17 protein-coding genes are annotated in these 25,347 nt (G+C 62.2%); 9 read left to right on the top strand and 8 right to left on the bottom strand.

Annotation, left to right across the window (positions count from 1 at the left end; genetic code table 11):
* Positions 1-289: 289 nt before the first annotated feature.
* From AWB69_RS20040 to kdpE, 5 genes are all read left to right on the top strand, one after another.
* Positions 290-1,069: an SDR family oxidoreductase gene (locus AWB69_RS20040; protein WP_062087889.1), complete on the top strand. Its 780-nt coding sequence runs from the start codon at positions 290-292 to the stop codon at positions 1,067-1,069.
* Between the two features lie 40 nt (positions 1,070-1,109).
* Positions 1,110-1,496, top strand: coding sequence for a methylglyoxal synthase (locus tag AWB69_RS20035; RefSeq protein WP_062087887.1), 387 nt, complete (start codon positions 1,110-1,112; stop codon positions 1,494-1,496).
* A 55-nt stretch (positions 1,497-1,551) separates the two neighbouring features.
* Positions 1,552-2,526: a quinone oxidoreductase family protein gene (locus AWB69_RS20030; protein WP_062087955.1), complete on the top strand. Its 975-nt coding sequence runs from the start codon at positions 1,552-1,554 to the stop codon at positions 2,524-2,526.
* A 443-nt stretch (positions 2,527-2,969) separates the two neighbouring features.
* The gene (locus AWB69_RS20025; protein ID WP_062087885.1) at positions 2,970-5,825 is read left to right on the top strand and encodes a sensor histidine kinase; all 2,856 of its coding nucleotides are present in this window, start codon (positions 2,970-2,972) and stop codon (positions 5,823-5,825) included.
* A gap of 6 nt (positions 5,826-5,831) precedes the next feature.
* On the top strand, positions 5,832-6,530 hold the full coding sequence (gene kdpE / locus AWB69_RS20020) for a two-component system response regulator KdpE (RefSeq protein WP_062087883.1): 699 nt from the start codon (positions 5,832-5,834) through the stop codon (positions 6,528-6,530).
* Here the strand turns inward: kdpE and AWB69_RS20015 are convergent.
* The 6 genes from AWB69_RS20015 to AWB69_RS19990 all read right to left on the bottom strand — a co-directional run bounded on the left by AWB69_RS20015 (position 6,506) and on the right by AWB69_RS19990 (position 17,543).
* Complete coding sequence (locus AWB69_RS20015; RefSeq protein WP_062087881.1) at positions 6,506-7,162, bottom strand: SDR family oxidoreductase; 657 nt, start codon at positions 7,160-7,162, stop codon at positions 6,506-6,508. The two genes, kdpE and AWB69_RS20015, sit on opposite strands and share 25 nt — an antisense overlap.
* Positions 7,163-7,280: 118 nt before the next feature.
* On the bottom strand, positions 7,281-10,580 hold the full coding sequence (locus AWB69_RS20010) for an efflux RND transporter permease subunit (protein ID WP_062087879.1): 3,300 nt from the start codon (positions 10,578-10,580) through the stop codon (positions 7,281-7,283).
* Positions 10,581-10,584: 4 nt separating this feature from the next.
* On the bottom strand, positions 10,585-13,713 hold the full coding sequence (locus AWB69_RS20005; RefSeq protein WP_062087876.1) for an MdtB/MuxB family multidrug efflux RND transporter permease subunit: 3,129 nt from the start codon (positions 13,711-13,713) through the stop codon (positions 10,585-10,587).
* A 33-nt stretch (positions 13,714-13,746) separates the two neighbouring features.
* Positions 13,747-15,102, bottom strand: a complete 1,356-nt coding sequence (locus tag AWB69_RS20000; RefSeq protein WP_062087874.1) for an MdtA/MuxA family multidrug efflux RND transporter periplasmic adaptor subunit — start codon at positions 15,100-15,102, stop codon at positions 13,747-13,749.
* 600 nt (positions 15,103-15,702) lie between these two features.
* Positions 15,703-16,533 (bottom strand): IclR family transcriptional regulator, encoded by an 831-nt coding sequence (locus AWB69_RS19995; protein WP_062087953.1) that lies wholly within the window; start codon positions 16,531-16,533, stop codon positions 15,703-15,705.
* Positions 16,534-17,234: 701 nt separating this feature from the next.
* Entirely contained in the window at positions 17,235-17,543 is a 309-nt protein-coding gene (locus AWB69_RS19990; RefSeq protein WP_062087872.1) for a hypothetical protein, read from the bottom strand.
* Between the two features lie 302 nt (positions 17,544-17,845).
* Here AWB69_RS19990 and AWB69_RS19985 point away from each other — a divergent pair, with 302 nt between their 5' ends.
* On the top strand, positions 17,846-18,331 hold the full coding sequence (locus AWB69_RS19985) for a hypothetical protein (protein ID WP_156528907.1): 486 nt from the start codon (positions 17,846-17,848) through the stop codon (positions 18,329-18,331).
* Positions 18,332-18,497: 166 nt separating this feature from the next.
* The gene (locus AWB69_RS19980) at positions 18,498-21,062 is read left to right on the top strand and encodes a mechanosensitive ion channel family protein (RefSeq protein ID WP_082913485.1); all 2,565 of its coding nucleotides are present in this window, start codon (positions 18,498-18,500) and stop codon (positions 21,060-21,062) included.
* A 42-nt stretch (positions 21,063-21,104) separates the two neighbouring features.
* Here the strand turns inward: AWB69_RS19980 and AWB69_RS19975 are convergent, their stop codons facing one another.
* Positions 21,105-21,659: a cysteine dioxygenase family protein gene (locus AWB69_RS19975; protein ID WP_082913484.1), complete on the bottom strand. Its 555-nt coding sequence runs from the start codon at positions 21,657-21,659 to the stop codon at positions 21,105-21,107.
* 144 nt (positions 21,660-21,803) lie between these two features.
* Here AWB69_RS19975 and AWB69_RS19970 point away from each other — a divergent pair, with 144 nt between their 5' ends.
* Both AWB69_RS19970 and AWB69_RS19965 read left to right on the top strand, forming a co-directional pair.
* Positions 21,804-22,286 carry an Lrp/AsnC family transcriptional regulator gene (locus tag AWB69_RS19970; RefSeq protein ID WP_062087868.1) on the top strand — a complete coding sequence of 161 codons (483 nt, stop codon included), beginning with the start codon at positions 21,804-21,806 and terminating at the stop codon, positions 22,284-22,286.
* A 121-nt stretch (positions 22,287-22,407) separates the two neighbouring features.
* Positions 22,408-22,614 (top strand): hypothetical protein, encoded by a 207-nt coding sequence (locus tag AWB69_RS19965; protein WP_062087866.1) that lies wholly within the window; start codon positions 22,408-22,410, stop codon positions 22,612-22,614.
* A 58-nt stretch (positions 22,615-22,672) separates the two neighbouring features.
* On the opposite strand, the gene AWB69_RS19960 is transcribed toward AWB69_RS19965, so the two are convergent.
* On the bottom strand, positions 22,673-25,312 hold the full coding sequence (locus AWB69_RS19960) for an FUSC family protein (RefSeq protein ID WP_062087863.1): 2,640 nt from the start codon (positions 25,310-25,312) through the stop codon (positions 22,673-22,675).
* Between the last annotated feature and the right edge of the window lie 35 nt (positions 25,313-25,347).

Below are 25,347 nucleotides of genomic sequence, written 5' to 3'. Positions count from 1 at the left end.
GATTCGTTCGCTTCTGAAGCCGCGCATCTTCCGCCAGCAAGGCGGTTTTGCATGGCTGCGCTCAAGCAATGACGCCAGTTTACCCAAATTAGGCGTGCCTAAAGCAGAGTTTGCGGGCGATACGCCGTCCGGTCTATTGCGCGGCCGACGTCTGATCCCTCATTCTTCTAGAATTGCATCACGCGGTCCGTACGAACGGACTGTGGACCAGGATTCGGCACGAGATTTCATTACCCCGGTTTTAATCGTTTCAACCGGTTTGAACGCGGACAACCAGAAAGGGACAGCAATGGACATGGGAATCAAGGGGCGCACAGCGCTCGTGTGCGCGGCCAGCAAGGGTTTGGGACGCGGTTGTGCCGAGGCGCTGGCGGCGGAGGGTGTCAATCTCGTGATCGTGGCGCGCACGCCAGGACCGCTTGAGGCCACGGCCGAGCATCTTCGTTCAAGCTTTGGGGTGAATGTGACGACGGTAGCGTGCGACATCACCACGGACGAAGGCCACGCCGCGGCGCTGGCCGCGTGCCCCGCGCCGGACATTCTCGTGAACAATGCCGGTGGGCCGCCACCGGGGGATTTCCGGCAATTCTCGCGTGACGACTGGATCAAGGCGCTTGATTCGAACATGCTGACGCCGATCGAACTGATCAGGAAGACGCTCGACGGCATGATTGAGCGTGGCTTCGGACGAATCGTGAATATCACGAGTTCCTCGGTGAAGGCGCCTATCGACGTACTGGGCCTCTCGAACGGCGCGCGTTCCGGGTTGACGGGTTTTATCGCGGGTTTGTCGCGCAAGGTCGCGGCCAGCGGGGTCACCATCAACAACCTGCTGCCGGGTTCCTTCGATACCGACCGTCTCGTCACTACGTTCCAGGCGGACGCGAAGGCGAACAACATTTCGGTGGAAGAGGCCAAGAAGCGCCGCATGAGCAAGCTGCCGGCGGGCCGGTTCGGCACGCCCGAGGAGTTCGGCAAGGCCTGTGCTTATCTGTGCAGCGTCCATGCGGGCTATATCACGGGGCAGAACCTGCTGATCGACGGCGGTGCTTATCCGGGCACGTATTGATCGTCGAATCCCATAAAACATCACAACCGGGAGGCATCCGATGACCCCACGCGTCGCGCTGATCGCGCACGACATGAAGAAAGATGACATCGTGGCCCTGGCCGGCGAATTCGCGGCCACGCTGGCGCAGTGCCGGTTGGTAGCGACCGGCACGACCGGTGCGCGGATTGCGGCAGCCCACGGACTGGAGGTCGAGCGCAAGCTCTCCGGACCGTTCGGCGGCGATCTGCAGATTGGCGCCGAACTGGCGGAGGGGCGGGTCGACGTGGTGGTTTTCCTGCGCGACCCCATGACGCCGCAACCGCACGAGCCGGATATCAACGCACTGGTGCGCGCGTGTGACGTCCACAACGTGGCGTGCGCGACGAATCTCGCGACGGCACGCATGATTCTTGATGATCTGAAACTGCGCCTGAGCCGGGTTTAGGCTGTGCTGCATAGCGACCGGCTGACGCCGGCAACAGGAGACAAAGGTGACAAAGGTGACAAAGGCAATTCGATTCGATAAAACCGGTGGCCCGGAAGTGATGAAATGGGTCGACGTCGAAGTAGGCGAGCCCGGCAAGGGCGAGATTCGGGTGAAGCATCATGCGGTCGGATTGAATTACATCGACGTGTACTTCCGTACCGGGCTATACCCCATGCCGCTACCCGGCGGTATTGGCATGGAAGCGGCAGGAGAAGTGACCGCGGTGGGTGAAGGCGTGACGAATTTCAAGGTAGGCGAACGGGTCGCCTACGCATCGCGGCCGCCGGGCGCCTACGCGGAGGAACGGGTGATGTCGGCGCAATATGTCGTGCACCTGCCCGATGCAATTGCGTACGAGGACGCGGCGTCAGTGATGTTGCAAGGTCTGACTGCGCAATATCTGCTGCGGCGGACGTATCGCGTGAAAGCCGGCGATACGATCCTGATCCACGCGGCGGCGGGCGGTGTAGGCATGCTCGCGTGCCAGTGGGCCAAGGCGCTCGGGGCGACGGTGATCGGCACTGTTGGATCGGACGAGAAGGCTGAACTCGCGAAGGCGCACGGCTGCGATCATCCAATCGTCTATACCCGCGAGGACTTCACGAAGCGGGTGCGCGAAATCACGAACGGCGCGGGCGTGCCGGTGGTCTACGATTCGATCGGCAAGGATACCTATACGGCATCGCTCGACTGTCTTGCACCGTTGGGCATGTTTGTGAGTTTCGGCAATACATCGGGGCCGTTGCCACCTATCGATTCGTCCGAGTTTGCCGGACGTGGTTCGCTTTATTTCACGCGGCCCACGTTGTTCAGCTATATCGCCAAACGCAGCGATCTTGAGGAGATGACGGGCGAACTGTTCAATGTGCTGAGCACGGGCCAGGTAAAAACGAGCGTGCGGCAGCGTTATCCGCTGGCACAAGCCGCAAGGGCGCACGAAGATCTGGAGGCGCGCCGGACCACGGGATCGACGATTCTCCTGCCTTGATGAGAGCGTGAGGCGGGGAACGCGGCGGGCGGCGGCGTTCTTTCATGCCGCGCCATCCCTCTCGGTCGGGGCGAATGAATGCGAATAAAACTAGTCCGCGGGTGACGCACCGGACTGGACGCCTTGCGACCTGCATGATTAAAACACCCGCGGCAAGACCACCGCAAAAAGCCTCGCTGCGAGGGTCTTTCTCCGCTCTATTTACACATTCTTTACGTCCGCCCCCCCGATCTTTGAGCCGCCTTTTATGCTGGCGCGCTTAATGTTCGGGCCATTGCTCAATACCTGGGGAAAACCCGGCAGTGAACCCAATATCGGACCCGGCGCCGGCAACACAAAACGTACCGGCTAGTCATACTGGGAAAGCTGCGTGTCAGTATGTTGATGTCGAAGCAAAGAAACCGGCCTTCGCCCAGGATGCGATGGCTCCAAGAAGCTAAAAAATGAACCGCCCAAACCCAGACGAGCTACTCGGAAAGTTGCAGAGAGAAGAAGAGAAGCGTCATCGCGGACGGCTGAAGATATTCTTTGGCGCGTCGGCGGGAGTGGGCAAGACCTACGCCATGCTGCTTGCAGCGCGCAGCAGGAAGCAGCAGGGCGACGATGTGGTTGCCGGCATAGTGGAAACGCACGGCAGAAGCGAAACGGCCGCGTTACTGGAAGACCTCGAACAACTGCCGTTGGCGAACACGATGTACCGGGGCCATGCGCTCCAGGAGTTCGATCTCGACGCAGCGCTTAAGCGTCACCCGCAGCTTCTGCTTGTTGATGAACTTGCTCATTCGAATGTCCCGGGCGCACGTCATCTGAAGCGCTGGCAGGACGTGCATGAGCTGCTGGACGCGGGTATTGACGTGTACACCACCGTCAATGTCCAGCACCTGGAAAGCCTGAACGATATCGTGGGCCAGATCACGCAGATCCGCGTATTCGAGACGGTTCCGGATCGCGTGCTGGATGAGGCCGATGAAGTCACGCTGGTCGATCTCCCGCCCGAGGAGTTGCTTGAACGGCTGCGCCACGGGAAGGTCTACATGCCGCAGCAGGCGGAGCATGCAGTCCGCAATTTCTTTCGCAAGGGCAACCTGATCGCGCTGCGCGAACTGGCGCTGCGGCGCACGGCGGATCGCGTCGATGCCCAGATGCGCGAATATCGCGCGGATCGTTCTATCGACAGGATCTGGCAGGCGCGCGACCGGCTGGTGGTGTGCATTGGGCCGGGGCCGGAAGCACCTACGCTCGCGCGTGCTGCCGCGAGGCTCGCGGCAAGCCTTCGCTCCGACTGGATCGCGGTGTATGTCGAAACCCCGAGACTGCAGAAACTCTCCGACGCCCGTCGCGAACGTACGCTCGCCGCGCTCAAGCTCGCCGCCGAACTGGGCGCGGAGACGGTGACGCTGGCCGGCGACGACGCCGTCGCCACGTTGATTGGCTATGCGCAGGCGCGCAACGCGTCGAAGCTGGTGGCGGGTGCAACGACGCATCGCGGCCTCGCGCGCTGGTTAAAGCGGTCGTTCGGCGAGCGTTTGGCGGAACACGCGGGCGACCTCGATCTCACGCTGATTCGAGCGCGGGAGAGCGATGGAAGCGAAGCCGCCGGCTCGGGTGACGGAAGCGGATCGTCGTCGCAAGAGGCGGGGGTTGCTCCCGACTGGCACGACGCGTTGAGCGCCGCGCGCGAGCGTCGCTCGGCACCACGGGGCTATGCGCAGGCTATCGCTATCTGCGCGGTCATCACGCTGCTCGCAAGCCAGATCCGCGATCATTTCGATCTCACGAACCTCGTGATGTTTTATCTGATCGGCGTGATTTACGCGGCGGCGCGCATCGGCCGTGGTCCGGGCGTGCTGTTGTCGTTCCTGAGCGTCGCGGCCTTCGACTTCTTTTTCGTGCCGCCGCGTATGTCGCTATCGGTCTCCGATACCCAATACCTGCTGACCTTCGCCGGCATGCTGCTGACGTCGCTGGTGATCAGTCACCTCACGTCGAGCTTGCGGCGCGAGGCGCGCGTGGCGTCGAAGCGCGAGCGCCGCACCGGCGCAATGTACGCGATGGCCGGCGAACTCGGCGCAGCGCTTGCAACCGAGCAGATCGTCGGTATCGGCATGCGGCACGTGAGCGAAGTGTTCCGCGCGAAGGTCGCGATGCTGCTGCCCGATTCCAGCGACAAAGTCCGCCAGAAACTCGACCCGTCGGATGCATCCGCAGCTGCGCTGCTGCTTGATGCCAGCGCGCTCGATCTGGATGTCGGCCAATGGGTCTACGACCAGCAGAAGCCGGCCGGACACGGCACGGACACGCTGCCTGCCGCGGCCGCGCTTTATCTGCCGCTCAAGGCGCCAATGCGCACCCGTGGCGTGCTCGCGGTCGTTACACGTAACGCCGGGGAGCTCGATGTCCCCGAACAAAAGCGCATGCTCGATGCATTCGCCGCGCAGATCGCGCTGGCGCTCGAACGGGTGCATTACGTCGAGATTGCGCGTGACGCGCTGGTGAGCATGGAATCCGAACGCCTGCGCAATTCGCTGCTGTCCGCCATCTCGCACGATTTGCGCACGCCGCTCACGACTATCGTCGGGTTTGCATCGGTGCTCGCAGAGGCGCGCGGTGACGCCCGCTCACCCGCCAATGCCGAATTGGTCGCGGCGATCCATGATGAATCGCTGCGCATGACCAGCATTGTCACGAACTTGCTGGACATGGCGCGCTTGCAGGCGGGTGGCCTGCGGCTGAACCGGCAATGGTCGCTGCTTGAAGAGACGGTCGGCGCAGCGCTGCGGGCGTGTCGGCGGGTCTTGACCGGCCGCCCGGTCGAGGTCCGTCTGCCCGCCGACCTGCCGTTCCTGCAACTCGATGCCGTGCTGATGGAACGGCTCTTCTCGAACCTGCTGGAGAACGCCGCGAAATACACGCCGGCGGCCTCGAAGCTCGTCATTGGCGCTGAGAGCGTGAAGGTGGACGGCAAACCGTTCGTGCGTGTTCATATCGACGATAACGGTCCGGGTTTGCCCGCCAACACGGAGGATCGCGTGTTCGAGAAATTTACGCGCGGCGAGAAGGAGTCGGCCAAGCCGGGCATTGGACTCGGGCTCTCGATTTGCCGCGCGATCGTGCAGGCGCACGGCGGTACAATCGGCGCGAATAACCGGCTGGACGAGAGCATTCCGGACCCTCGGGTCCTGGGCGCGCGCTTCTGGTTCACCTTGCCCGTGGATGCCGCGCCGCCCGTGCCCAGTTTCTCCGACGAAGCCGAACAAGACTTCGCCGATTTTTCTCCGTTGGACCCTAAAGCCCCATGAAGCCCCATGAGCGAACCTAATCTCACTGTTGTGCTGATCGAGGACGAGAAGCAGATTCGCCGTTTTGTGCGCGCGTCGCTCGAGGCTGAGGGCATTGCCGTGCATGAGGCGGAAACCGGCAAGCAGGGGCTGGTGGAAGCGGCGACGCGCAAGCCGGACCTGGTCATTGTCGATCTCGGTTTGCCCGATACCGACGGCCTCGACGTGATCCGCGAACTGCGAAGCTGGACCGAGTTGCCGGTGATCGTGCTGTCGGCGCGTACGCAGGAAGAGGAGAAGGTCGCAGCGCTCGATGCGGGCGCCGACGATTACCTGACCAAGCCGTTTGGCGTGTCGGAACTGATGGCACGGATCCGGGCGCATTTGCGGCGCCGCAACCAGGCGGCGTCGAGTGAATCGCCCTTGGTGAAATTCGGCGACGTAGTCATCGACCTGGGCCTGCGCCAGGTCACGCGTGCCGGTGCGCCCGTGCATCTGACGCCCATCGAATACCGGCTGCTTTCCACGCTGGTGCGCCATGCCGGCCGCGTGCTGACGCACCGCCAGTTGCTACGCGAGGTGTGGGGCCCATCGCATGTGGAGAGCCACCACTATCTGCGCATCTACATGGCGCACCTGCGGCAGAAACTTGAACGCGATGCCGCGCAGCCGGAACACATTGTCACCGAGACGGGCGTGGGTTATCGGCTGGTCGGGGCTGTCTGAAGCGCGTCAAGGACGTCGTCTATTGGCACCTCGCCGCCAACAAACCCGATCACTTCGTCGCGCACCTCGCGTTTAATGCAGTCCACCGCCATGCACGCAACGTCTTCGCGTGAAACGGGTGCTGCATCTGCGGTACGTTGGGCGCAGAGCGCGATCGTGCCGCGGCTGATGTCGTCGGAGAGTGGTCCTGGTCGCAAGATCACGTACGGGACGCCGCTTGCCTGGACATAGTCGTCGGCTTCGCGCTTCATTTTTGAGTAGTGCTTGAGGGCAAGCGGACTGGATTTTGGCCAGTACGCGGAGATCGCGCTGATCACCACCAGTTGCTTTGTCCGGCGGCGTTTCGCGTAGTCGGCGGTGCGCTGGACAGCGTCGCGATCGATAGCGCGTTCCTCGTTCACACCTTCGTTTTCCGCTGATCCGGCGGCGTAGATCACGTGCGTGACGTCGTCGAATGCATGGGAGAAATCGTGTGTCAGATCGCCGAGTACTATTTCGGCGCCGAGTGCGGCGAACTCACCACGGTGTGCGGATTTGCGCAGCAAGACTTTGAAGGGGAGGGATGCGGCGCGTAGTTGCCGTGCAATGTGGCGGCCGGTCCGGCCGTGCGCGCCGATAAGCAGGACTTTCATTGCTGGTTCGCTCCTTCTGTTTGTGGGCAGGAGCTAAAACGGTAAGCGATTTTTGGAATCCATGCACTCGGGAGGCGCCCGCCCCCGCGAGCAAACCTCGTTACTCAATTTACTCGATTTACTCAACTACGCGAGCCGGCCCTGCCTGACCCCTGCGCGCGCGCCGTTGCTCCGACCAGATCCGGATCCGGTCCATATAAAGATAAACCACCGGTGTTGTATAAAGCGTCAGCAACTGACTCACGATCAACCCGCCCACAATCGCGATCCCCAGCGGCGCACGCATTTCCGATCCCTCGCCCGTGCCGAACGCCAGCGGCAACGCACCCAGCAATGCCGCCGCCGTCGTCATCATGATCGGCCGGAAGCGCAGCAAGCACGCCTGCTCGATCGCCTCGCGCGACGTTGCCGCCCCATGCCGCTGCGCCTGGATCGCGAAGTCGACCATCATGATCGCGTTCTTCTTCACAATACCAATCAGCAAGATCACCCCGATCAACGCGATGATGCTGAACTCCGTCTTGAACAGCAGCAGCGCGAGCAACGCACCAATGCCCGCCGACGGCAATGTCGAGAGAATCGTGATCGGGTGGATATAACTCTCGTACAGAATCCCAAGCACGATGTACACCGCAGCCAGCGCGGCCAGGATCAGGATCGGCTGGTCCTTGGTGGAATCCTGGAATTGCTGCGCCGTGCCCGCAAAACTGCCGTGAATCGTGCTGGGCACGCCAATGGTCGCCATCGTCTCGTAGATGGCGGCGGTGGCGTCGGAGAGCGATTTGCCGGGCGGCAGGTTGAACGAGATCGTCGACGCTACGAACTGGCTCTGGTGATTCACGGACAACGGCGTGTTGCCCGGTTCGAATTTGGCAATGGCCGAGAGCGGGATCATGGTCTCCTGCGACGTCGATACAGCCGCACCCGACGACGAACTGGACTTGCCGCTTGCGGCAATGGCGTTGGTCGCGGCATTGCGGATGGACGCCAGCGCCAGCGCGCTGGTGGTGTCGGTGGACGAAGCGCTGCTGCTGGAACTCGTGGACTTTGATGTCGTCGTGGTCGCATTCGTCGATGCCGCCCCGCCCGCGGTGCCACCCGACGTGCTCACATAAATCTGCTTGAGCATCTCCGGGTCTTGCCAGTATTTCGGCGCGACTTCCATCACCACGTGGTATTGGCTCAACTCGTTGTAGATGGTGGACACCTGGCGCTGGCCGAATGCGTCGTAGAGCGTATTGTCGATCTGCGCCGGCTGGATGCCCAGGCGCGCGGACGTCGCCCGGTCGATTGTCACGAACGATTCCAGGCCGCCTTGCTGCTGGTCCGAATTGACGTCGGTGAGTTCGGGGCGGGTGAGCAGGGCGTCGGTGAGCTTCGGCCCCCATGTATAGAGATCGGTGGTGGAATCAGCCAGCAGCGTGAACTGATATTGCGCATTCGATTGCCGTCCGCCCGCGCGAATGTCCTGCACGGCTTGCAGGAAGGTCCGCACGCCCGCGACCTCGGAAAGCGGCGCGCGCAGGCGCTGGATCACCTCTTCAGCCGACACCTTGCGGTCCTTCTTGGCTTTCAGCGAAATGAACATGAAGCCCGAGTTGGTCTGCCGACCACCGGTAAAACCGGCGACGCTTTCGACAGCCGGATCGGCTTGGACAATCCGCATCATCTCGGAAAACTTGCCTTTCATCGCCTGGAAAGAGGTGCTCTGGTCGGCCTGAATGCCGCCCACAAGCCGCCCGGTATCCTGCTGCGGGAAAAATCCCTTCGGCACGATGATGTACAGGTACACGTTCAACCCGATAGTCGCGAGCAACACCAGCAACACGATCCTCGGATGCCCGAGCGCCACGCCGAGCGTGCGCGCGTACTCGTTCTGCATCCGCACAAACTGGCGTTCAAGCCAGCGCGAAAACCGGCCCGGCGGTTTCTGGTTGTGCGGTTCGTGCAGCAAACGCGCGCACATCATGGGCGTGACCGTCAGCGAGACGACCAGCGAAACGGCAATCGCCAACGACAATGTCAACGCGAATTCACGGAACAACCTGCCGACAATGCCGCCCATCAGCAGGATAGGAATAAATACGGCGACTAGCGAAATGCTCATCGACAGCACCGTGAAACCCACTTCCTGCGCGCCGAGTATGGCGGCTTTCATGCGCGGGACGCCGTTCTCGATGTGCCGCGAGATGTTTTCAAGCACGACGATGGCGTCGTCGACCACGAACCCCGTCGCAATGGTCAAGGCCATCAGCGAGAGGTTATCGAGCGAGAAGCCGAGCAGGTACATCGCGGCGAAGGTGCCGATGATCGAGATCGGCACGGCCACGCTTGGAATCAGCGTCGCGCGCCAGTTGCGCAGGAACAGGAACACGACCATCACGACCAGCGCCACCGCGACCATCAGCGTGAACTCGGTATCGTGCAGCGACGCACGGATCGTGGTCGAGCGATCGGAGGTCGGCGTGATCTCGACGTCGGCCGGGAGCGCGGCCTGGAGTTGCGGCACCATCGCCTTCACGCGGTCGATGGTGTCAATAATATTCGCGCCCGGCTGCCGGTAAAGAATCACGAGCACGGCGCGCTTGTTGTTGATCAGGCCCAGGTTGCGCAGGTCCTCGACGGAATCGACCACTTCACCGACATCGCGCAGATGCACCGGCGCGCCGTTCCGGTAAGCGACTACCAGGTCGCGATACTGATCGGCCTTGCTCGCCTGGTCATTCGTATAAAGCTGGAAGTGGGTGCCGTTGAACTCGATGGCGCCCTTCGGGCTGTTCGCATTCGCCGACGCCAGCGCCGCGCGGACGTCTTCCAGGCCAATGCCATAGTGGAACAGCGCGTTCGGTTCCAGCTCCACCCGTACGGCCGGATTTGCCGAGCCGCTCACGTCCACTTCGCCCACGCCGGGCACGGTGGAAAGCGTTTGCTGCAGCACGGTCGCGGCGGAATCGTAAAGCGAACCGGCTGTACGCGTGGGGGAGGAGAGCGCGAGAATCAGGATTGGCGCGTCGGCGGGGTTGACCTTGTGATACGTAGGATTGCTTTTCAGCGCCGTGGGAAGATCGGCACGCGATGCATTGATGGCGGCCTGCACGTCGCGCGCGGCGCCGTCAATATCGCGGTTCAAGCCAAACTGCAACGTGATCCGCGCCGACCCGACCGAACTTTGCGACGTCATTTCGGTGACGTCGGCAATCGAGCCGAGATGACGCTCCAGGGGACTGGCTACGCTGGTCGCGACAGTTTCCGGACTCGCGCCGGGCAAGCTCGCCTGGACCGAAATGGTCGGAAAGTCCACTTGCGGCAACGGCGCGACCGGCAGCTTGGTGAACGCGAACAGGCCGGCGAGCGCAATGCCGATAGCCAGCAGCGTGGTAGCGACCGGGCGCGCGATGAACGGTTGCGACAGGTTCATGCGCTTACTCCTGATCGCTCACCGGGCTCGCCGGGCCGGGCGGCGCGTTCCGGTAGAAACGCGAACGCACGCGGCGCGCGAGCGAATCGAAGCCGAGATAGATCACTGGCGTGGTGAACAGGGTCAGCGCTTGCGACACGATCAAACCACCCACAATCGCAATCCCGAGCGGGCGCCGCAGTTCAGACCCCGCGCCCCAGCCGAGCATCAGCGGCAACGCGCCGAGAAGCGCGGCCATGGTGGTCATGAGGATGGGACGGAAGCGCAGCAAACACGCCTGATAGATTGCATCGCGCGGACTTTTGCCTTGCTCGCGTTCGGCTTCGAGCGCGAAGTCGATCATCATGATCGCGTTCTTTTTCACAATGCCGATCAGCAACACGATCCCGATGATCCCGATGATGTCGAGATCGTGCCCGCTGATCATCAGCGAAAGCAGTGCGCCAACACCTGCCGAGGGCAGCGTGGACAGGATGGTGATCGGGTGAATGAAGCTCTCGTACAACACGCCCAGCACGATATACATGGTGACGACCGCGGCCAGGATCAGGAACAGTTCGTTCGACAACGACGCCTGGAAGGCCAGCGCGGCGCCCTGGAAACGGATCTGGAACGAGGCGGGCAAGCCGATGTCCTTCTGCGCCTGATCGATCGCTTTCACGGCTGCGCCAAGCGAAGCGCCCGGTGCGAGGTTGAACGAGACGGTGGTTGCCGGGAACTGGCCGAGGTGCGTGACCAGCAGCGGCGCTGCGCGCTCATGGAAAGTCGCGATGGCCGACAGCGGCACCTGTCCCGCGCTTGCTGTGGAGGACGGCAGGTAGATGCCGTTCAGCGTCTCGCTGTAGTGCGCCTGCGTCGGCTCGGACTCCAGGATCACGCGGTACTGATTCGACTGCGTGAAGATGGTCGAGATGATGCGCTGGCCGAATGCGTCGTAGAGGGCGTTATCCACAGTAGCCGGCGTGATGCCGAAGCGCGCAGCCGTCGACCGGTCGATCTCCACATACACCGACTGCCCGTTCTGCTGCAGGTCGGTCGCCACGTCCGCCAGTTCCGGCGATTGCTGCAACCGCGCCGTGAGTTTCGGCACCCATTGCGCGAACTCCGCCGAGTTCGGGTCGGTCAGCATGAACTGGTATTGGGTCGGGCTGACGGTGGAATCGATCGTCAGATCCTGCACCGGCTGCATGTAGAGCCGGATGCCGGGAATGTTCTCCACGTCTTTCTGCAACGCCCGGATCACGTCGCTCGAGGTATTGCTGCGGTCGTCGCGAGGTTTCAGGTTGATCAGCATCCGGCCGCTGTTCAGCGTGATATTGGTTCCGTCCACGCCAATGAACGAGGTCAGGCTTTCAACGTCCGGGTTCTTCAGGATCTGTGCGGCCAGCGCTTGCTGCTGTTCAGCCACTGCCTGGTAGGAGGCGGCTTGCGGCGCTTGCGTAATCGCCTGGATCACGCCGGTATCCTGGATCGGGAAGAAGCCTTTCGGGATCCAGATGTAGAGCAGGGCGGTCAGCACAAGCGTGAGCAGCGCGACCACCAGGGTCGAGCGCTGCCGGTCGAGCACCCAGGTCAACGCGACGCCATAACGCCCGATCACATAGTCGATGAACTGATGCGCGCGCGCTTCGAACTGGTGACTCTCCTTCGGCGGCGTGTGGCGCAGCAGCTTGGCGCACAGCATGGGCACGAGCGTGAGCGAGACGATCGCGGAAATCACGATGGTCACGGCCAGCGTGATCGCGAATTCGTGGAACAGGCGTCCGACTACGTCGCCCATGAACAGCAGCGGAATCAGCACGGCGATCAGCGAAACGGTCAGCGAAATGATGGTGAAGCCGATCTGCTTCGAGCCCTTCAACGCTGCTTCGAGCGGTGCCTCACCTTCTTCCACGTAACGGGCGATGTTCTCGATCATCACGATGGCGTCATCGACGACAAAACCGGTCGCTATGGTCAATGCCATGAGCGAAAGGTTGTCGAGCGAAAAGCCGCACAGATACATGACGGCGAGCGTACCGATCAGCGAAACCGGGACGGACAAGCTCGGAATCAGCGTGGCCCAGACGTTCGCGAGGAACAGGTAGATCACGAGCACGACCAGCACCACGGAGAGCGCCAGTTCGAACTGCACGTCACGCACCGACGCGCGAATGGTCGTGGTCCGGTCGGTGACGATCCGCACGTCGAGCGCGGCCGGCAGCGCGGACTGCAACTGCGGCAGGATCTTCTTGATGCCGTCGACCACTGCAATCACGTTTGCGCCCGGCTGGCGCTGCACGTTCAGGATGATGGCCGGCGTGTTGTCCACCCAGGCGCCGAGCTTGGTGTTTTCCGGTCCCGAAACGACCGTGGCAACGTCCGTCAGCATCACCGGCCGGCCGTTCTTGTAAGCGATGACCGCGCTCTGGTAAGCGCTGGCGTCGGTGAGCTGGTCGTTCGCGTTGATCGTGTAGGCCCGCGAAGGGCCGTCGAAATTGCCCTTCGGCGTATTGACGTTCAGGTTCGAGATCGTGGTGCGCAAGTCGTCGATGTTCAGGCCATACGACGCCAGCGCACGCGTGTTCGCCTGGATCCGGACAGCCGGCCGATTGCCGCCGCTGACCGACACCAGCCCCACGCCCCCGACCTGCGAGATCTTCTGCGCGAGACGGGTATCGGCGAGATCCTGGACCTGCGTGAGCGGCAGGGTCTTCGAACTGATCGCGAGCGTGATGATGGGCGCATCCGCAGGATTCACCTTCGCGTAGATCGGCGGTGCGGGCAAATCGGACGGCAGCAGGTTGCCCGCTGCGTTGATAGCCGCCTGGACTTCCTGTTCGGCGATGTCGAGCGGCAGGTCAAGACTGAATTGCAGCGTGATGACCGATGCGCCCGCCGAACTCTGCGACGACATCTGGTTCAGGCTCGCCATCTGCCCGAACTGCTTTTCAAGGGGGGCGGTGACCGAGGTGGTCATCACATCCGGCGACGCGCCCGGATAGAACGTCTGCACCTGGATGGTCGGATAGTCGACGGCGGGCAGCGCGGACAGCGGCAAGAAGCGCAGCGCGACGAGGCCGACCAGCATGATTGCCGCCATCAGCAGCGCCGTGCCGACCGGACGCAGGATAAAAGGACGCGATGGATTCATGCGGGTGCAGTGCGGTTATGGATCATGAGCGCATCACTGCGGCTGTTTGCGATGGTGGCCGCGTTGCGCGCCCGAAGCAGCCGATGCAGCCGCCGCGCCTGAAGAGCTGGAAGCGGCCTTGGGCTTTTCTGCCGGGATCGTGATCTTCGCGCCCTCCTTCAGGCGGTCGGAGCCGTCGATCACCACGCGTTCGCCCACTTCCAGACCTGTCTTGATGCTGGTGCGTTCACCATCGACCGGACCGATCTTCACATTGCGCACGGTGACCGTATTGTCCGGCTTCACCACATAGACAAACGCGCCCGACGAACCGTTGAGCACAGCGGGCGTGGGCACGATGACCGCGTCCTTGATCACATCGACCAGCAGTTTCGTGTTCACGAACTGGTTCGGAAACAGCATGCTTTCATTGTTGTCGAAGGTCGCGCGCAGCTTGACGGTGCCCGTGGTGGTGTCGATCTGGTTGTCGATGGTTTCCAGATAACCGCTCTCGAGCGACTTGGTGTTGGCCCGGTCATAAGCGGTCACCGACATCTTCGTGCCCGCATGCAGCGGCTTCAGGATGGCGGTGAGGTTGTCTTCGGAGGTGGTGAAGATGACGCTGATGGGCTGCAATTGTGTAATGACAACCACGCCGTTCGTGTCGCCGGTCGTCACGTAGTTGCCCGGATCGACCTGGCGCAGGCCGACACGGCCTGACACCGGCGCCGTGATGCGCGCATACGTCAGGTCGAGCTTGAAGGTATCCACGTTCGCCTGGTCCGACTTGACCGTTCCCTCGTACTGCTGGACGAGCGAGGCCTGCGTGTCCACTTGCTGGCTCGCGATCGAGTCTTGCGAGAGCAGCATCTGGTAGCGCTTCAGGTCGAGGCGCGCGGTTTGCAGCAGCGCCTGGTCTTTCGCGAGCGTGCCTTGTGCATTGCGCAAGGAGATCTCGTAGGGGCGCGGATCGATCTGAGCCAGGACGTCCCCCTTCTTGACCATCTGGCCCTCCTGGAACGCAACGTCCTGCAGCGTGCCGTTGAGCTGTGTCTTGACCGTCACCGACGCCAGCGGCGTCACTGTCCCGAGCGAGTTGATCACCACCGGCATTTCGCCCTGCGTCACCGTCGCGACATGCACGGGTTGCGGCGGAGCCGCCATGCCCGGACCGCCGCCACCACGCCGGCCCCCGCCTGCCTGCCGCGCTTGCTGCGAGTTGTCAGCACCGCCGCGATTCCACGGATGCCACGCGAACAAGCCCGCCACGATCAGGATCGCGACGACGATCCATACAAGCCGCCGCCGGCGGGACCGGGAGGCGGATACAGGGGGAGTCGAGGCTTGGGATACGGGCGAACGGGTGTCAGAGCGCGGCGGTGGTGCTGGGTGTTTTTTCTGTTCGTCCATCGTTTCAGTGGCTCGGTGAGTCGGTGGGCTTGGAAACTGTCTTGAGGTGCTGGCGGATTGGTGTGCAGGCGTTCGCGCTGACGCTTCTGAAGCGTGCCGGGAGCGCCTTTGGATTAACGTCCCGCACTGTACGCGAATCAGGCGGCGAACATGCCATTGGTGCACGGTGCGCTTACGCAGGGTTCACGTGAGTGAAAGTATCGAAAGCTGGGCCGCGCGCGAAGTGTGATGCTACGTCCCGCGCTTCGTTGCAGTCCAGCTATCTTTCTTTCGATTGATTACGAACGTTACGAGTCCCGCCGGGACGGAAGGCAAAACGAAATCAACGCGCGGGAGGGGCATGAACGCCGGCCGGGATCGTATCGCGTTGTACGTTTGCGAGTCAGGCGAAGCCACGGCAAGCCGTGCTCAAAGAGCCTGCGCCGCCGGGACGCGCGAAGCAGGAGACGCTTCGCGGCGACGAGTATGCGCGAGGTAATGAAACGACGGGCCCCGATAGGTAACGACGAGCACCGATGGGCGGTGAAATGTCCCGATGTCGCTGATGCGGGCGCACGGCGACCGGTGTTTTGCCGCCCATCGGGCGCGAGGCCGGGTGCGTTACTCGCTCAGGCGCGCGGACGGTGTTCCGCCGATCTCGTGCGTGATCTTCGCGACGCATTCAAGCAAGGCTGGAGCGACCTTGTTCAGGAGCGCGTCACGCGGCGCCTGATATTCGGCGCCACCGCAATTGACCGCGTAACGTTGCCCGGACGGCCCTACAAAGCCTGCTGCAACGGCGTTGAGCCCTTGATGCCACTCGCCGGTGGAGATCGCGAAGCCACGGCGCACCGCGTCTTCCAGACCCGGCTTCAGGCTACCGTCGATACTGGGCCAGTCGTCGCCCGAAGCGGTCCGCAGGCTGTCGAGCAGACCGGCCCGGTCGGGTTCACCGAGCGCCGCCAGATACGCGCGCCCGACCGCCGTGCGTCCCAGATCCATCCGCGAGCCCACTTCGAGTCGCGACACGAGCACGGCCGAGCGTGGCCGGATGGTATCGATGACGACCATGTCCAGCCTGTCGCGCACGGCCAGATGAACGCTTAGTGTGGTCCGGTCCGCCAGTTCGATGAGAAACGGCCGTGCCCGCGCCCGGATGTCGAAGTTGCGCAGGAAGCCGTTGCTCAACTCCAGGACCGAAGCCGTCAGGACGAAACGCTCACTGTCGGGTAATTGAAACAGCAAATTGGCGCTCACCAGAGTCGCCGTCAACCGCGAGATGGTCGGCTTGGGAATACCCGTCCATTCAGCTAGTTCACGATTGCTGACCGGAGCGTCGGCAGCGGCGATTCGCCGGAGCACATCGAGGCCTCGCGACAACGCGACGACTTCTTCCCCATCACGCCCTTTTTCCTTTTCCCGGCTTACAGGCCGGCTCTCAGTGGTATGCATTATTTTTCGGAACTTGGTTTCGTTGGAAAGGCCGGAGACGCCGTTCGTCGAAGCTGACTGAGCACGCGCGCCACCGCTCACCGGAATCGTATCAACCAGCAATCCAAAACGTGCATTTGCTGGACCCGTTTTTGTCATCAAACCAGCGTACCTTACGGTCAGATAGTCGCTCAATCCTCGAAATTTCGCTTGACTAGGTTTCGCATAACGTAAAAAATGGAACCCGATTTCGAAAGCACTCCGGAAGCGCCAGTTGCGCGCGTCGAATTGCGATCGATAACCAGCTCTCAGGTTCTAGCACGGCCCTCGGAATGGCTAGAACTTTTAAGGCGCTACGGCAACGTAGCGCCTTTTTTTTGCCTGTCAAAGGCGCGCCCGACCATGTTCAGGATGCCACCGTCCTGATTGCCCATCTGCGTTCACGTGTCGAGAAGCGTTGTTGCCCGGTACTGATCTTGCCCCGATGCAGGAGAGGATAGACGCTGCATGTGGCGCGTACGCGTCGCAAGTACTTACGCTACCTTATCTCACGGCTTTCCAATTCGTTCGCCGCGTATGTTTAGTATTTTTGGGTGAACTAAAGGATCCTGATGCTTTTGCCAATAAGCCGATGCCCTTCCGAAACGAAAGGGCATCGTGAGAGGCGCGGGTATGTGCAGGGTGGTTGACCCGGCGAAGGGCTCATGCCCCGATCAATACGCCTACCGGTGTGCGGCGAACATCTTGCCGGGTTTCAGCAAGCGCCGGCCGCGCAATGTCCAATAGATGCTCGCTATGCCCAATACCGCCGCGCTGCCGAATACCAGCACAGGCGAAATCTGCTGCGGCGAAGGATTGCTGGTGGCAACGACCATCGACGCGACCAGCGCCGCGCCCGCTTGCGCAAAGGCGCGTCTGGCACGGTTGCGATAGCCGGAAAAACGCACTGAACGCGACATTGGCGTGCGCGTGAACGGCTCGAAAAGGATCAGCCCGGCGACGAGGGCAACCAGCAGGTTCATCAGGATCATGGCAACACTTCACTATCGAATTCAGGGATGGCCGCACTATAAGAAGCGTTGTCGATGAAATGAATCAGAAGGGTCTTAAAGCGGGTCCGATTGTGAATGTCGTGGAGTGGCGCCGATGGCGTTGCTGCGAATTTGTCCGGAACGCGCCTGAAACCTGGCCGAACGGCCAGCATCGCTGTGCTGAAAGGAAGCAGGCTGGCGCGCACGGTTATCATGAGCACTGAATGAGCCGTTGAAGCGGTGAATGTGACGGATGTGAAAATCGGGCGACGGCAGATCGCTCGCCCAACAGGACAATGACGATGCAAAAGAACTGGATGAACCGGCTGGCCGGTGCTGTGGTTGCGCTCGGACTACTCGCCGCGTGCGAAAAGCACGACGCCGCGGCGGGGCAGGCCGCGGGCGCGTTGAACAATGTAGCCAGCCAGGCCGGTCAGAAATATGATCAGGCTGCGAACTATGTCGGCCAGCAAGTCGACTCGATCAAGCAGTCCGCGCAGCAGAACCTGCAGTCCGCGGGCACCTTGCCGGATATGTCGGCGAGCGGTGTGGCCGCAGCAGCACGAGCGAATCTGGCAGGCGCGGCGAGCGCGACAAACGCGGCCATTGTCAATGCAGCGAGCGACACCGGCGCGGGCCTGCAGTCCGCCGGCCGCAAGTTGCAGGATTGGTCCGCGAGCTCGGCGACAGGTCAAAGCGCGGCGAGCGGAGCGTTGGGAACGAGTTCGGGCAGTTCGTCCGCTACCTCGCCGGACCCTGGAAATGCGCGCACGGATATGGACAAATAGGTGGCCGCCGGCTCGAGCCATGGAGTATGCAACGGTCTTCAACGCCGTGATTGCGGTGTCCCCGGGCTAACATCTCGTTACCTGCGTGACCGTTTTGTCTAAAGATAATTTCGGCGCAGCGGCTAAACTGGCGGTCTTTTACCTTTTTTGCGTATTGCGCACCGCCATGAAACCAAGCCGCATCCGGGCGCTTGCTGTCGCGCTGGTATTGGCCGCGTTGGTCAGCTCGGCGCTCTCTGTTTTCTCCCCGAACGCTAACGCTGCCCCTCCGGCGCTCACGTTGCCGTCGTTCCAGGAACTCATCAACAAACCGGCGGCACCCAGCCCGGGCTCAGCGTCCGCGGCGGCTTCCGGTACAGCGGACGCTACGGCCAGCCCGGCCAGCGACGCGGATCTGACGCGCTCGCTCGACACGGTCATCTCCACTCTGGACAACGACCGGGAACGCACGGCGCTGGTCGCGCAGTTGAAAAAGCTTCGCGACGCCAAGCGTGACGTCCAGGCCGCCGCAGAACCGGCCGACTCAGCCGCCGCGTCCGGCGGCTCCGGCGCGGCGGTGCTGCCGGAGGTGGCTGCGGCGTCGTCGGCGAGTTCATCGTCGGCGGCGTCGGCGGTCGTTGCCGCCATCACGCCGAAAACCGGGCTGCTCGGGGCGATCGCGTCGGGGCTGTCGAGCCTGGAGGACGACTTCAGCCGTGGCCGCACGCCGCTTAATTATTGGGGCGGCCGCCTGAACGCCGCAGGCAATGAGCTTTTCACCATTGTCTCGGGCCAGAGCCGCGAGAGTTTTGGCCACACGCTGTCCAACTATTGCCTGATGCTGGCAGGCTGGGGCCTTTGCGCTTTCCTGCTGGTCTACTTCCAGCGGTACTTGCACACGCGTTACAACGTTCATTTCGGGCTCCGTGCCAATCCGACTACCAGCGAGCTTCTGATCTTCACGCTGCGGCGGGTCGGGCCCTACCTTTTCGCGTTTATCGCGGCGCTGACTTTTGTGCGGCTGATGCCCGTGTCGCTCGGCCGCACGCTCGCCATGGTCACGGCGTACGCAATCGTCGCGGGCGCCGTGTTTTCATCGATCTGCCTGATCATGTTCTCGCTGTTCGGCTCGGCGCATCGCCGGGTGGCGGTGCATCTGCTGATCCTGCATGCGCGTCGCCTGTTGTTCCTGATCGGTACGCTCGGCGCACTCGGCGACGCCGCGTCGAACTACGACGTGGCGCAACAGCTCGGCACGAATCTGTCAGGGCTCCTGTCGACGGTCGCGAACATGGGAGCGGCGATCCTGACCGGCTATTTCACGCTGGCGTTCCGGCGGCCCGTGTCCCATCTGATCCGCAGCCGTTCGTATGAACAGCGCAGCCAGCACAAGGCCGCGACCGAAACGTTCGAGGTGGTCGGCTCGCTCTGGCAGGTGCCAATGCTGCTGCTCGCATCGGCTTCGGTGATCGCGACGCTGGCGGGCATCGGGACCTCCGAGAACGTGCTGCAGATGGCGATCGCCACCGCCGGCTTGCTGGTGGTCGGACTGTTTCTCAGCGCAGTTGTGTTGCGCGTCACGCGACTGCCGCAGCGCAAGACGCGCCGGCAATCGGCGTATGTACGGCGGCTTTTCAAGTTCTTCGGCCGCATGATCGTGCTGATGATCTGGGTGGCCTTCATTGAACTCGCTTCGCGTTTCTGGGGGTTTTCGCTCACCCAACTGGCGGAGGAAAGCGTTGCTGCACGTGGCATCACGCATGCCGTGAGCGCAATCCTGCTGACTATTCTTATCGCCTGGCTGGTGTGGATCCTGATCGATACGGGGATTCAGGAGGCGCTGAATCCGAACACGCCGCGCGGTAAAGGGCGTGGTCCGAGCATGCGTGCGCGCACCATGCTGCCGCTGATCCGCAACGTCGTGTTTGTGGGCCTGCTGACTGTCGCCGCGATCATTACCGCCGCCAATCTCGGGCTGAACGTGACGCCGCTGCTCGCCGGCGCCGGCGTGATCGGGCTGGCGGTGGGCTTTGGTGCGCAGTCGCTGGTGGCCGATCTGATAACGGGACTTTTCATCATTATCGAGGACACCATTTCTGTCGGCGATTCGATCGAGGTCGACGGCGGCCATGCGGGCGTGGTGGAGACCCTGACCATCCGTACCGTGCGGCTGCGCGACGGGCAGGGCGCTATTCACGCCATTCCGTTTTCGCAGATCAAGGTGGTGAAGAACCTGTCGCGCGATTTTGCCTATGCGGTGTTCGAAGTCCGGATACCGTTTTCCGCGGACGTCGACCAGATCACGCAGATGATTCGTGAGGTCGGCGCGGAACTGATGGCCGATTTTCGGTACCGGCGCGAGATGCTTGGACCGATCGAAGTGTGGGGACTGGACCGTTTCGATCCCAACTGGATGGTCATGAAAGGGCAGATCAAGACGCTGCCGCTGAAGCAATGGAGCGTCGCGCGAGCATTTAACGTCAGGGTCAAGCGCAAGATGGACGAGATCGGCATGGACGTTCCGGTGCCGCAGATGCAACTGCGGGTATCGCGGGAATCCGGTGGTATGGACACGGTTCTGGACGATGTCGAGGAGCTGACAGAAGCGGCCCCGTTGTCGCCGGTGGAGCGCAGCGCGGCAGCCATGGCCCGCGATATTTCGCACAACTCCCAGCCCGCGCCGCCGCCGACCGATCAATCCGTGCAAGTGCCGCCGCAGATTCCGACGGCGTCCGAGCCAGGGAAAGCGTAGGGTAGTTCCGCGGCTGTTCCCGTCTGACCTGACGTCGACGCGCTAGGCGGCAACCATCACGAGGTCGTTGACGTGTGTCGAGATGCGCGCGCCGGGCACGCCATAGATGTGAAGCGAGACGGCGGTCTGTCCGGCCGCCGAGGCGTTGCCCAACTGGTGAATTGCCCCACGGCCGGCGCCGACAAATGACACCGCGCCGCGTGCGCGCTCGTGGCGGCGTGTTTCAACTGCCCGGTTCGCGTCCGCATCCCACGCGTAGAGTGTCTCGGACAGGGTTCCCTCGATCACCGTATAGGCGCACCACGTGTGATGACCATGCACCGGGCTTGCCTGACCGGCTTGCCAGACAAGTGCGGCAACGGCGTAGCGGCCAAGCGGATCGGCCGCGAGCAAATGCCGGCGATAACAATCCGGCCCGCCTTCACGCTGCGCGTCCGATAACAGGCCGGCTTCCCGGGACAAGTCATGGAGCGCCGAGCGCACGCCAAGCGCGAATCCCGCCGAGGACGGATCGAGGCGGCAGGCTTGATCGAGTGCTTCGGACAAGCGTGCGAGCGGTGATCGTGTATCAATGGCAGGAGTCGTGGCAAGAGTCATGGCGAGGCTCGTCAAGGAGGCGCAATCAAGGAGAAAGGAGCAGAAAGCCGTACCTCTTTTATACCGGTTTGCATGTGGAAAAAGTTTCCATATAATTTCGTCAAGGCACGGAAAAGTAGAATAATTTCCTATAAGGGGCGGGCTGTGGGCATGGACCTTATCGATCGCAAGTTGCTGGAGCTGCTGCAAGAGGACGTGACAATGCCTATTGCCGAACTGGCGACGCGCGTCAATCTCTCGCAGACGCCATGCTGGAAGCGCGTGCAGCGGCTGAAGGAAACCGGCGTGATTCGCGCGCAGGTCGCGCTGTGCGATCCGCGCAAACTGGGGGTGGGGACAACGGTTTTTGTCGCGGTGAAGACGAATCAGCACACGCAGACCTGGGCGGAGGACTTCACGCGCGCGGTGCGCGACATTCCCGAAGTCGTCGAGGTGTATCGGATGAGCGGGGAGACGGACTATCTGATGCGCGTGGTGGTGTCGGATATCGACGACTACGACCGTGTCTACAAGACGCTGATCCGCGCGGTACCGCTTTACGACGTGAGTTCGAGTTTCGCGATGGAACAGATCAAGTATTCCACCGCGCTGCCTGTGCGCGCGCCACTCGGGGTCACCGGCAACTGAGGTTGTGAGCTCGATGTGGAACGCATCCTGCGAGATGGACGCAAGGCTGGCGCAACCCTTCTGAAATCCATGTCGGGTAAGATCGTGCGCTTCGTCCAATCCCACTCAGAGCTTCGATTTCATGACCGATGACCGCCGCAAAAAGGCCCCGACGCGGAAGAACCCTACCTTCGGAATCAGTATTCTCATCGTGGTCGTGGTGCTGCTTGTGATCGGCACATTGTTCTTCAACGCGATCCGTGACAAGCGCGAGTACGAAAGAGAGAATCCGCAGGAGGCCGCGAGCGCCGCGGCACCCGCCGCGCCTGCGACGGGCGCTTCCCAGTAACGCTGTTGCGGCTTGCCGCTTATGCGTGGCGTTGCATCAGGCGGCGATGCTCCAGCCGTCACTCCGGCAGGTTGATCAGGCTCGCGTCCTTGCGAATCAACAGTGACGCCGTCAGCATTTGCTTGCACTGATGCGCGAGCAGCTTCAGATCCTGGACGGCATCGGCCGGAATATCCTGGGCGCGCTCCGCAGCAACCACCATTGAATCCAGTTCGCGCGTGAGCAGCTTTGACTGCTCAGCCTGATCTTCGGGAGCGGGCACGCCGTCCTGCGCCTGCGTTAGATTGTCGCGGATAACGCTCAGCGCGCGCTGCACGGGTTGCGCGGCATGCCCCGCAGCGGACTTCCCTACCGATTGCAACAACGGCCCCGCCGCCGTGATTTGCGACGCGAGCACGTGGCTGCGGATCAGCAGATCGTTGAGTTCAGGCACGAACCTTTGTTGCGCTTTCGGTTCGAGCATCATGCGCTGAAACGCCTGGCCGAGATTCGCAAACGCGATATGCACGTTCTTGCGCGCGAGGCGATAGCGGAAGTCGCTGTCGAGCGCCTCCGCTGCCACAGCTGCCGCGGCGGAGGCGCCAGAAATGGCGGTCACGGTCGCACTTTCGCCGGGGACGGCTTTCTTCTTCGATGCCCCGGCCGGAGGCTTTTCACCTGCTTCAGCGACGGCTGGTTCAAGCCGTACTGCCGTTGCGTCCGGGAGGGTTTGCGCTGCAGCACTGCTTCCATCCGATACCGCTGATACCGCAGATACCGCCGATTCAGCCAAAGCGGCCGCCGGGTTGCTCACGACCGGTGACCTGCCGGAATCGTCGCCACTTATCGCGCCGGGTGAGGAAGCATCCCCCGCTGTCGCGAGTTCCGCCTTACCGGCTTCCACCTGCGCAAGCGCAATCGTCGCTGCTTGCGCCGTTGCTGCGTTGGCATCCGCGAACAGATTGGCGTCCGCCGCGCTCCTGGCTTCCGCCTGAGCGCCGGGCTTGCCGGTCCACCACCAGCTTGCTTCAAGATAATTGCGCATGGCGCCGATCATGTCGCGCACCTGCTTGCCCATCAGCCGGTATTCCCAGTACGGAAACAGATGACTGGCGGCAATCGCGATGGCGCATCCAACGACGGTGTCGATCGCCCGTTCGCCGATCAGCCGCATGCCGCCCGGCGCAAGCAGATGCAGCATCAGCAGCACGTAGGCCGACGTGAACACCACGCTCGCCGTGTAGTTGAAGAGCAGCAGGCTGTAGCTCATGACCATGCAGGCGAACATGGCGACCAGCAATACGTGCGGGTCCTTTACCACCAGGATCAACCCGACGCACGCCGCGCAGCCGATAGCGGTGCCGATGATCCGCTGCACGTTTCGCTGTTTGGTGAGCGAGTACCCGGGCTTGAGAATGATGACGGTTGTCATCACGATCCAGTACGCGTTGGTGAGCGGCAGCAGCCGTCCGAGCCAGAACCCGACGCCCACTGCAATGGTGACGCGCAGCGCATGCCGGAAGCTCGGCGAGGCCATGGTCAGGTTCGAAAAAATCTGCATGAACGGCACGCGCCGGCTCGACACAAAACGCGACAAGGTCGGATCGACGCGAATCACCGTCTCGGTAATGCCCGGATCGTGCCGCGTCTGGCGACGCATCCTGTCGATCAGCCGTGTCGCACTCCAAAGCCTCCTGAACGCGGACGACACCGCCGAATAGGCCTCCGGGTTCTTCTGCGGGACCTCGTGCCGGCGCATCTGGTCGAGTTCGTATTCGATCGCGCGCAACTCGGCCTTCACGTTGATGCGTGCCCGTGCCGGCCGGTTTTGCAGCACGGCCAGGCCGATGTCCTCCAGATCAAGCGCGGACTTTCTCATCAGGTCGCGGTAGAAGATCAGGATGTCCTGTCCGCCAAAGGTGTTGCGCACGAGCGGGTAGTCGGTGTGCGCACCCACGAACATCTCGTGCAGGTCGACCACGTTGATGAAGAGGTTGAAGAGCATGACGCGGCGTGCATCGAGCTTGCCGCTTCTCAGTTTCGGCAAGTTGCGCAGCACGATGTCGCGCGCCGCGTCCTGGCGCTCGACCGCCGCGATCTGCTTTTCGATCAATTTTCGGTAACACTCGTCAAAATTGGCGTCGAGATCGTAAAAAGCCGAGCGCGCGAGCAGATACTCGGCGCAACTGAATACGCTTTCCGCCAACGCCTGGCGCTCGATCCGATAGACAAGCGAACGGCTGACGAACGTCGCCCAGTAGGTGTACCAAAGACCGCCGAGCAGGATCCACGAAGCGTTGACGAGCGCCTGCATGGGCGTGAAATGCTCTTCCAGCGTCACGATCATCATGAAGAGTGTGGCGAAGCTGATCTGCGGCCAACGGTTGCCGTACACCACCACCAGCGACAGCACGAAGGTGAGCGGTACGACGGTCAGCCACAGCGTCACCGCGTTCGCGCTCGCGATGCCGGTAGCAAGCGCCGACAAGAAGCCGATCACCGTACACGCCAGCATCTCGTTGTGCTTGTACTTCAACGGCCCCGGCATGTCGACGACGCTCGCACCCAGCGCGCCCGTCGCAATGGTGAAGCCGAGTTCACGATTGTGAAATACGGTCAACATCAGGATGGCCGGCAACGAGACGCCGAGCGCGATCCGCAAGCCACCGAAGAAGTACTGGCTATAAATGAATTTTCTGATTTCTAGCGAGTAACGCATCGACTTCCTAGTTTGCTGCCCGGGTCTTCGGGTGT

Origin of the sequence: Caballeronia udeis (genome assembly GCF_001544555.2) — a bacterium.
GTDB lineage: Bacteria > Pseudomonadota > Gammaproteobacteria > Burkholderiales > Burkholderiaceae > Caballeronia > Caballeronia udeis.
Note: the sequence above shows the minus strand (reverse complement) of the source record. Positions and strands in the feature narration are given on the sequence as shown.

What these genes read in the sequence shown, in the direction of transcription:
- AWB69_RS20040 (WP_062087889.1), top strand. Translation starts at nt 290, where the DNA reads ATGGACATGGGAATCAAGGGGCGCACAGCGCTCGTGTGCGCGGCCAGC.
- AWB69_RS20035 (WP_062087887.1), top strand. Translation starts at nt 1,110, where the DNA reads ATGACCCCACGCGTCGCGCTGATCGCGCACGACATGAAGAAAGATGAC.
- AWB69_RS20025 (WP_062087885.1), top strand. Translation starts at nt 2,970, where the DNA reads ATGAACCGCCCAAACCCAGACGAGCTACTCGGAAAGTTGCAGAGAGAA.
- kdpE (WP_062087883.1), top strand. Translation starts at nt 5,832, where the DNA reads ATGAGCGAACCTAATCTCACTGTTGTGCTGATCGAGGACGAGAAGCAG.
- AWB69_RS20015 (WP_062087881.1), bottom strand. Translation starts at nt 7,162, where the DNA reads ATGAAAGTCCTGCTTATCGGCGCGCACGGCCGGACCGGCCGCCACATT.
- AWB69_RS20010 (WP_062087879.1), bottom strand. Translation starts at nt 10,580, where the DNA reads ATGAACCTGTCGCAACCGTTCATCGCGCGCCCGGTCGCTACCACGCTG.
- AWB69_RS20005 (WP_062087876.1), bottom strand. Translation starts at nt 13,713, where the DNA reads ATGAATCCATCGCGTCCTTTTATCCTGCGTCCGGTCGGCACGGCGCTG.
- AWB69_RS20000 (WP_062087874.1), bottom strand. Translation starts at nt 15,102, where the DNA reads ATGGACGAACAGAAAAAACACCCAGCACCACCGCCGCGCTCTGACACC.
- AWB69_RS19995 (WP_062087953.1), bottom strand. Translation starts at nt 16,533, where the DNA reads ATGCATACCACTGAGAGCCGGCCTGTAAGCCGGGAAAAGGAAAAAGGG.
- AWB69_RS19990 (WP_062087872.1), bottom strand. Translation starts at nt 17,543, where the DNA reads ATGATCCTGATGAACCTGCTGGTTGCCCTCGTCGCCGGGCTGATCCTT.
- AWB69_RS19985 (WP_156528907.1), top strand. Translation starts at nt 17,846, where the DNA reads ATGCAAAAGAACTGGATGAACCGGCTGGCCGGTGCTGTGGTTGCGCTC.
- AWB69_RS19980 (WP_082913485.1), top strand. Translation starts at nt 18,498, where the DNA reads ATGAAACCAAGCCGCATCCGGGCGCTTGCTGTCGCGCTGGTATTGGCC.
- AWB69_RS19975 (WP_082913484.1), bottom strand. Translation starts at nt 21,659, where the DNA reads ATGACTCTTGCCACGACTCCTGCCATTGATACACGATCACCGCTCGCA.
- AWB69_RS19965 (WP_062087866.1), top strand. Translation starts at nt 22,408, where the DNA reads ATGACCGATGACCGCCGCAAAAAGGCCCCGACGCGGAAGAACCCTACC.
- AWB69_RS19960 (WP_062087863.1), bottom strand. Translation starts at nt 25,312, where the DNA reads ATGCGTTACTCGCTAGAAATCAGAAAATTCATTTATAGCCAGTACTTC.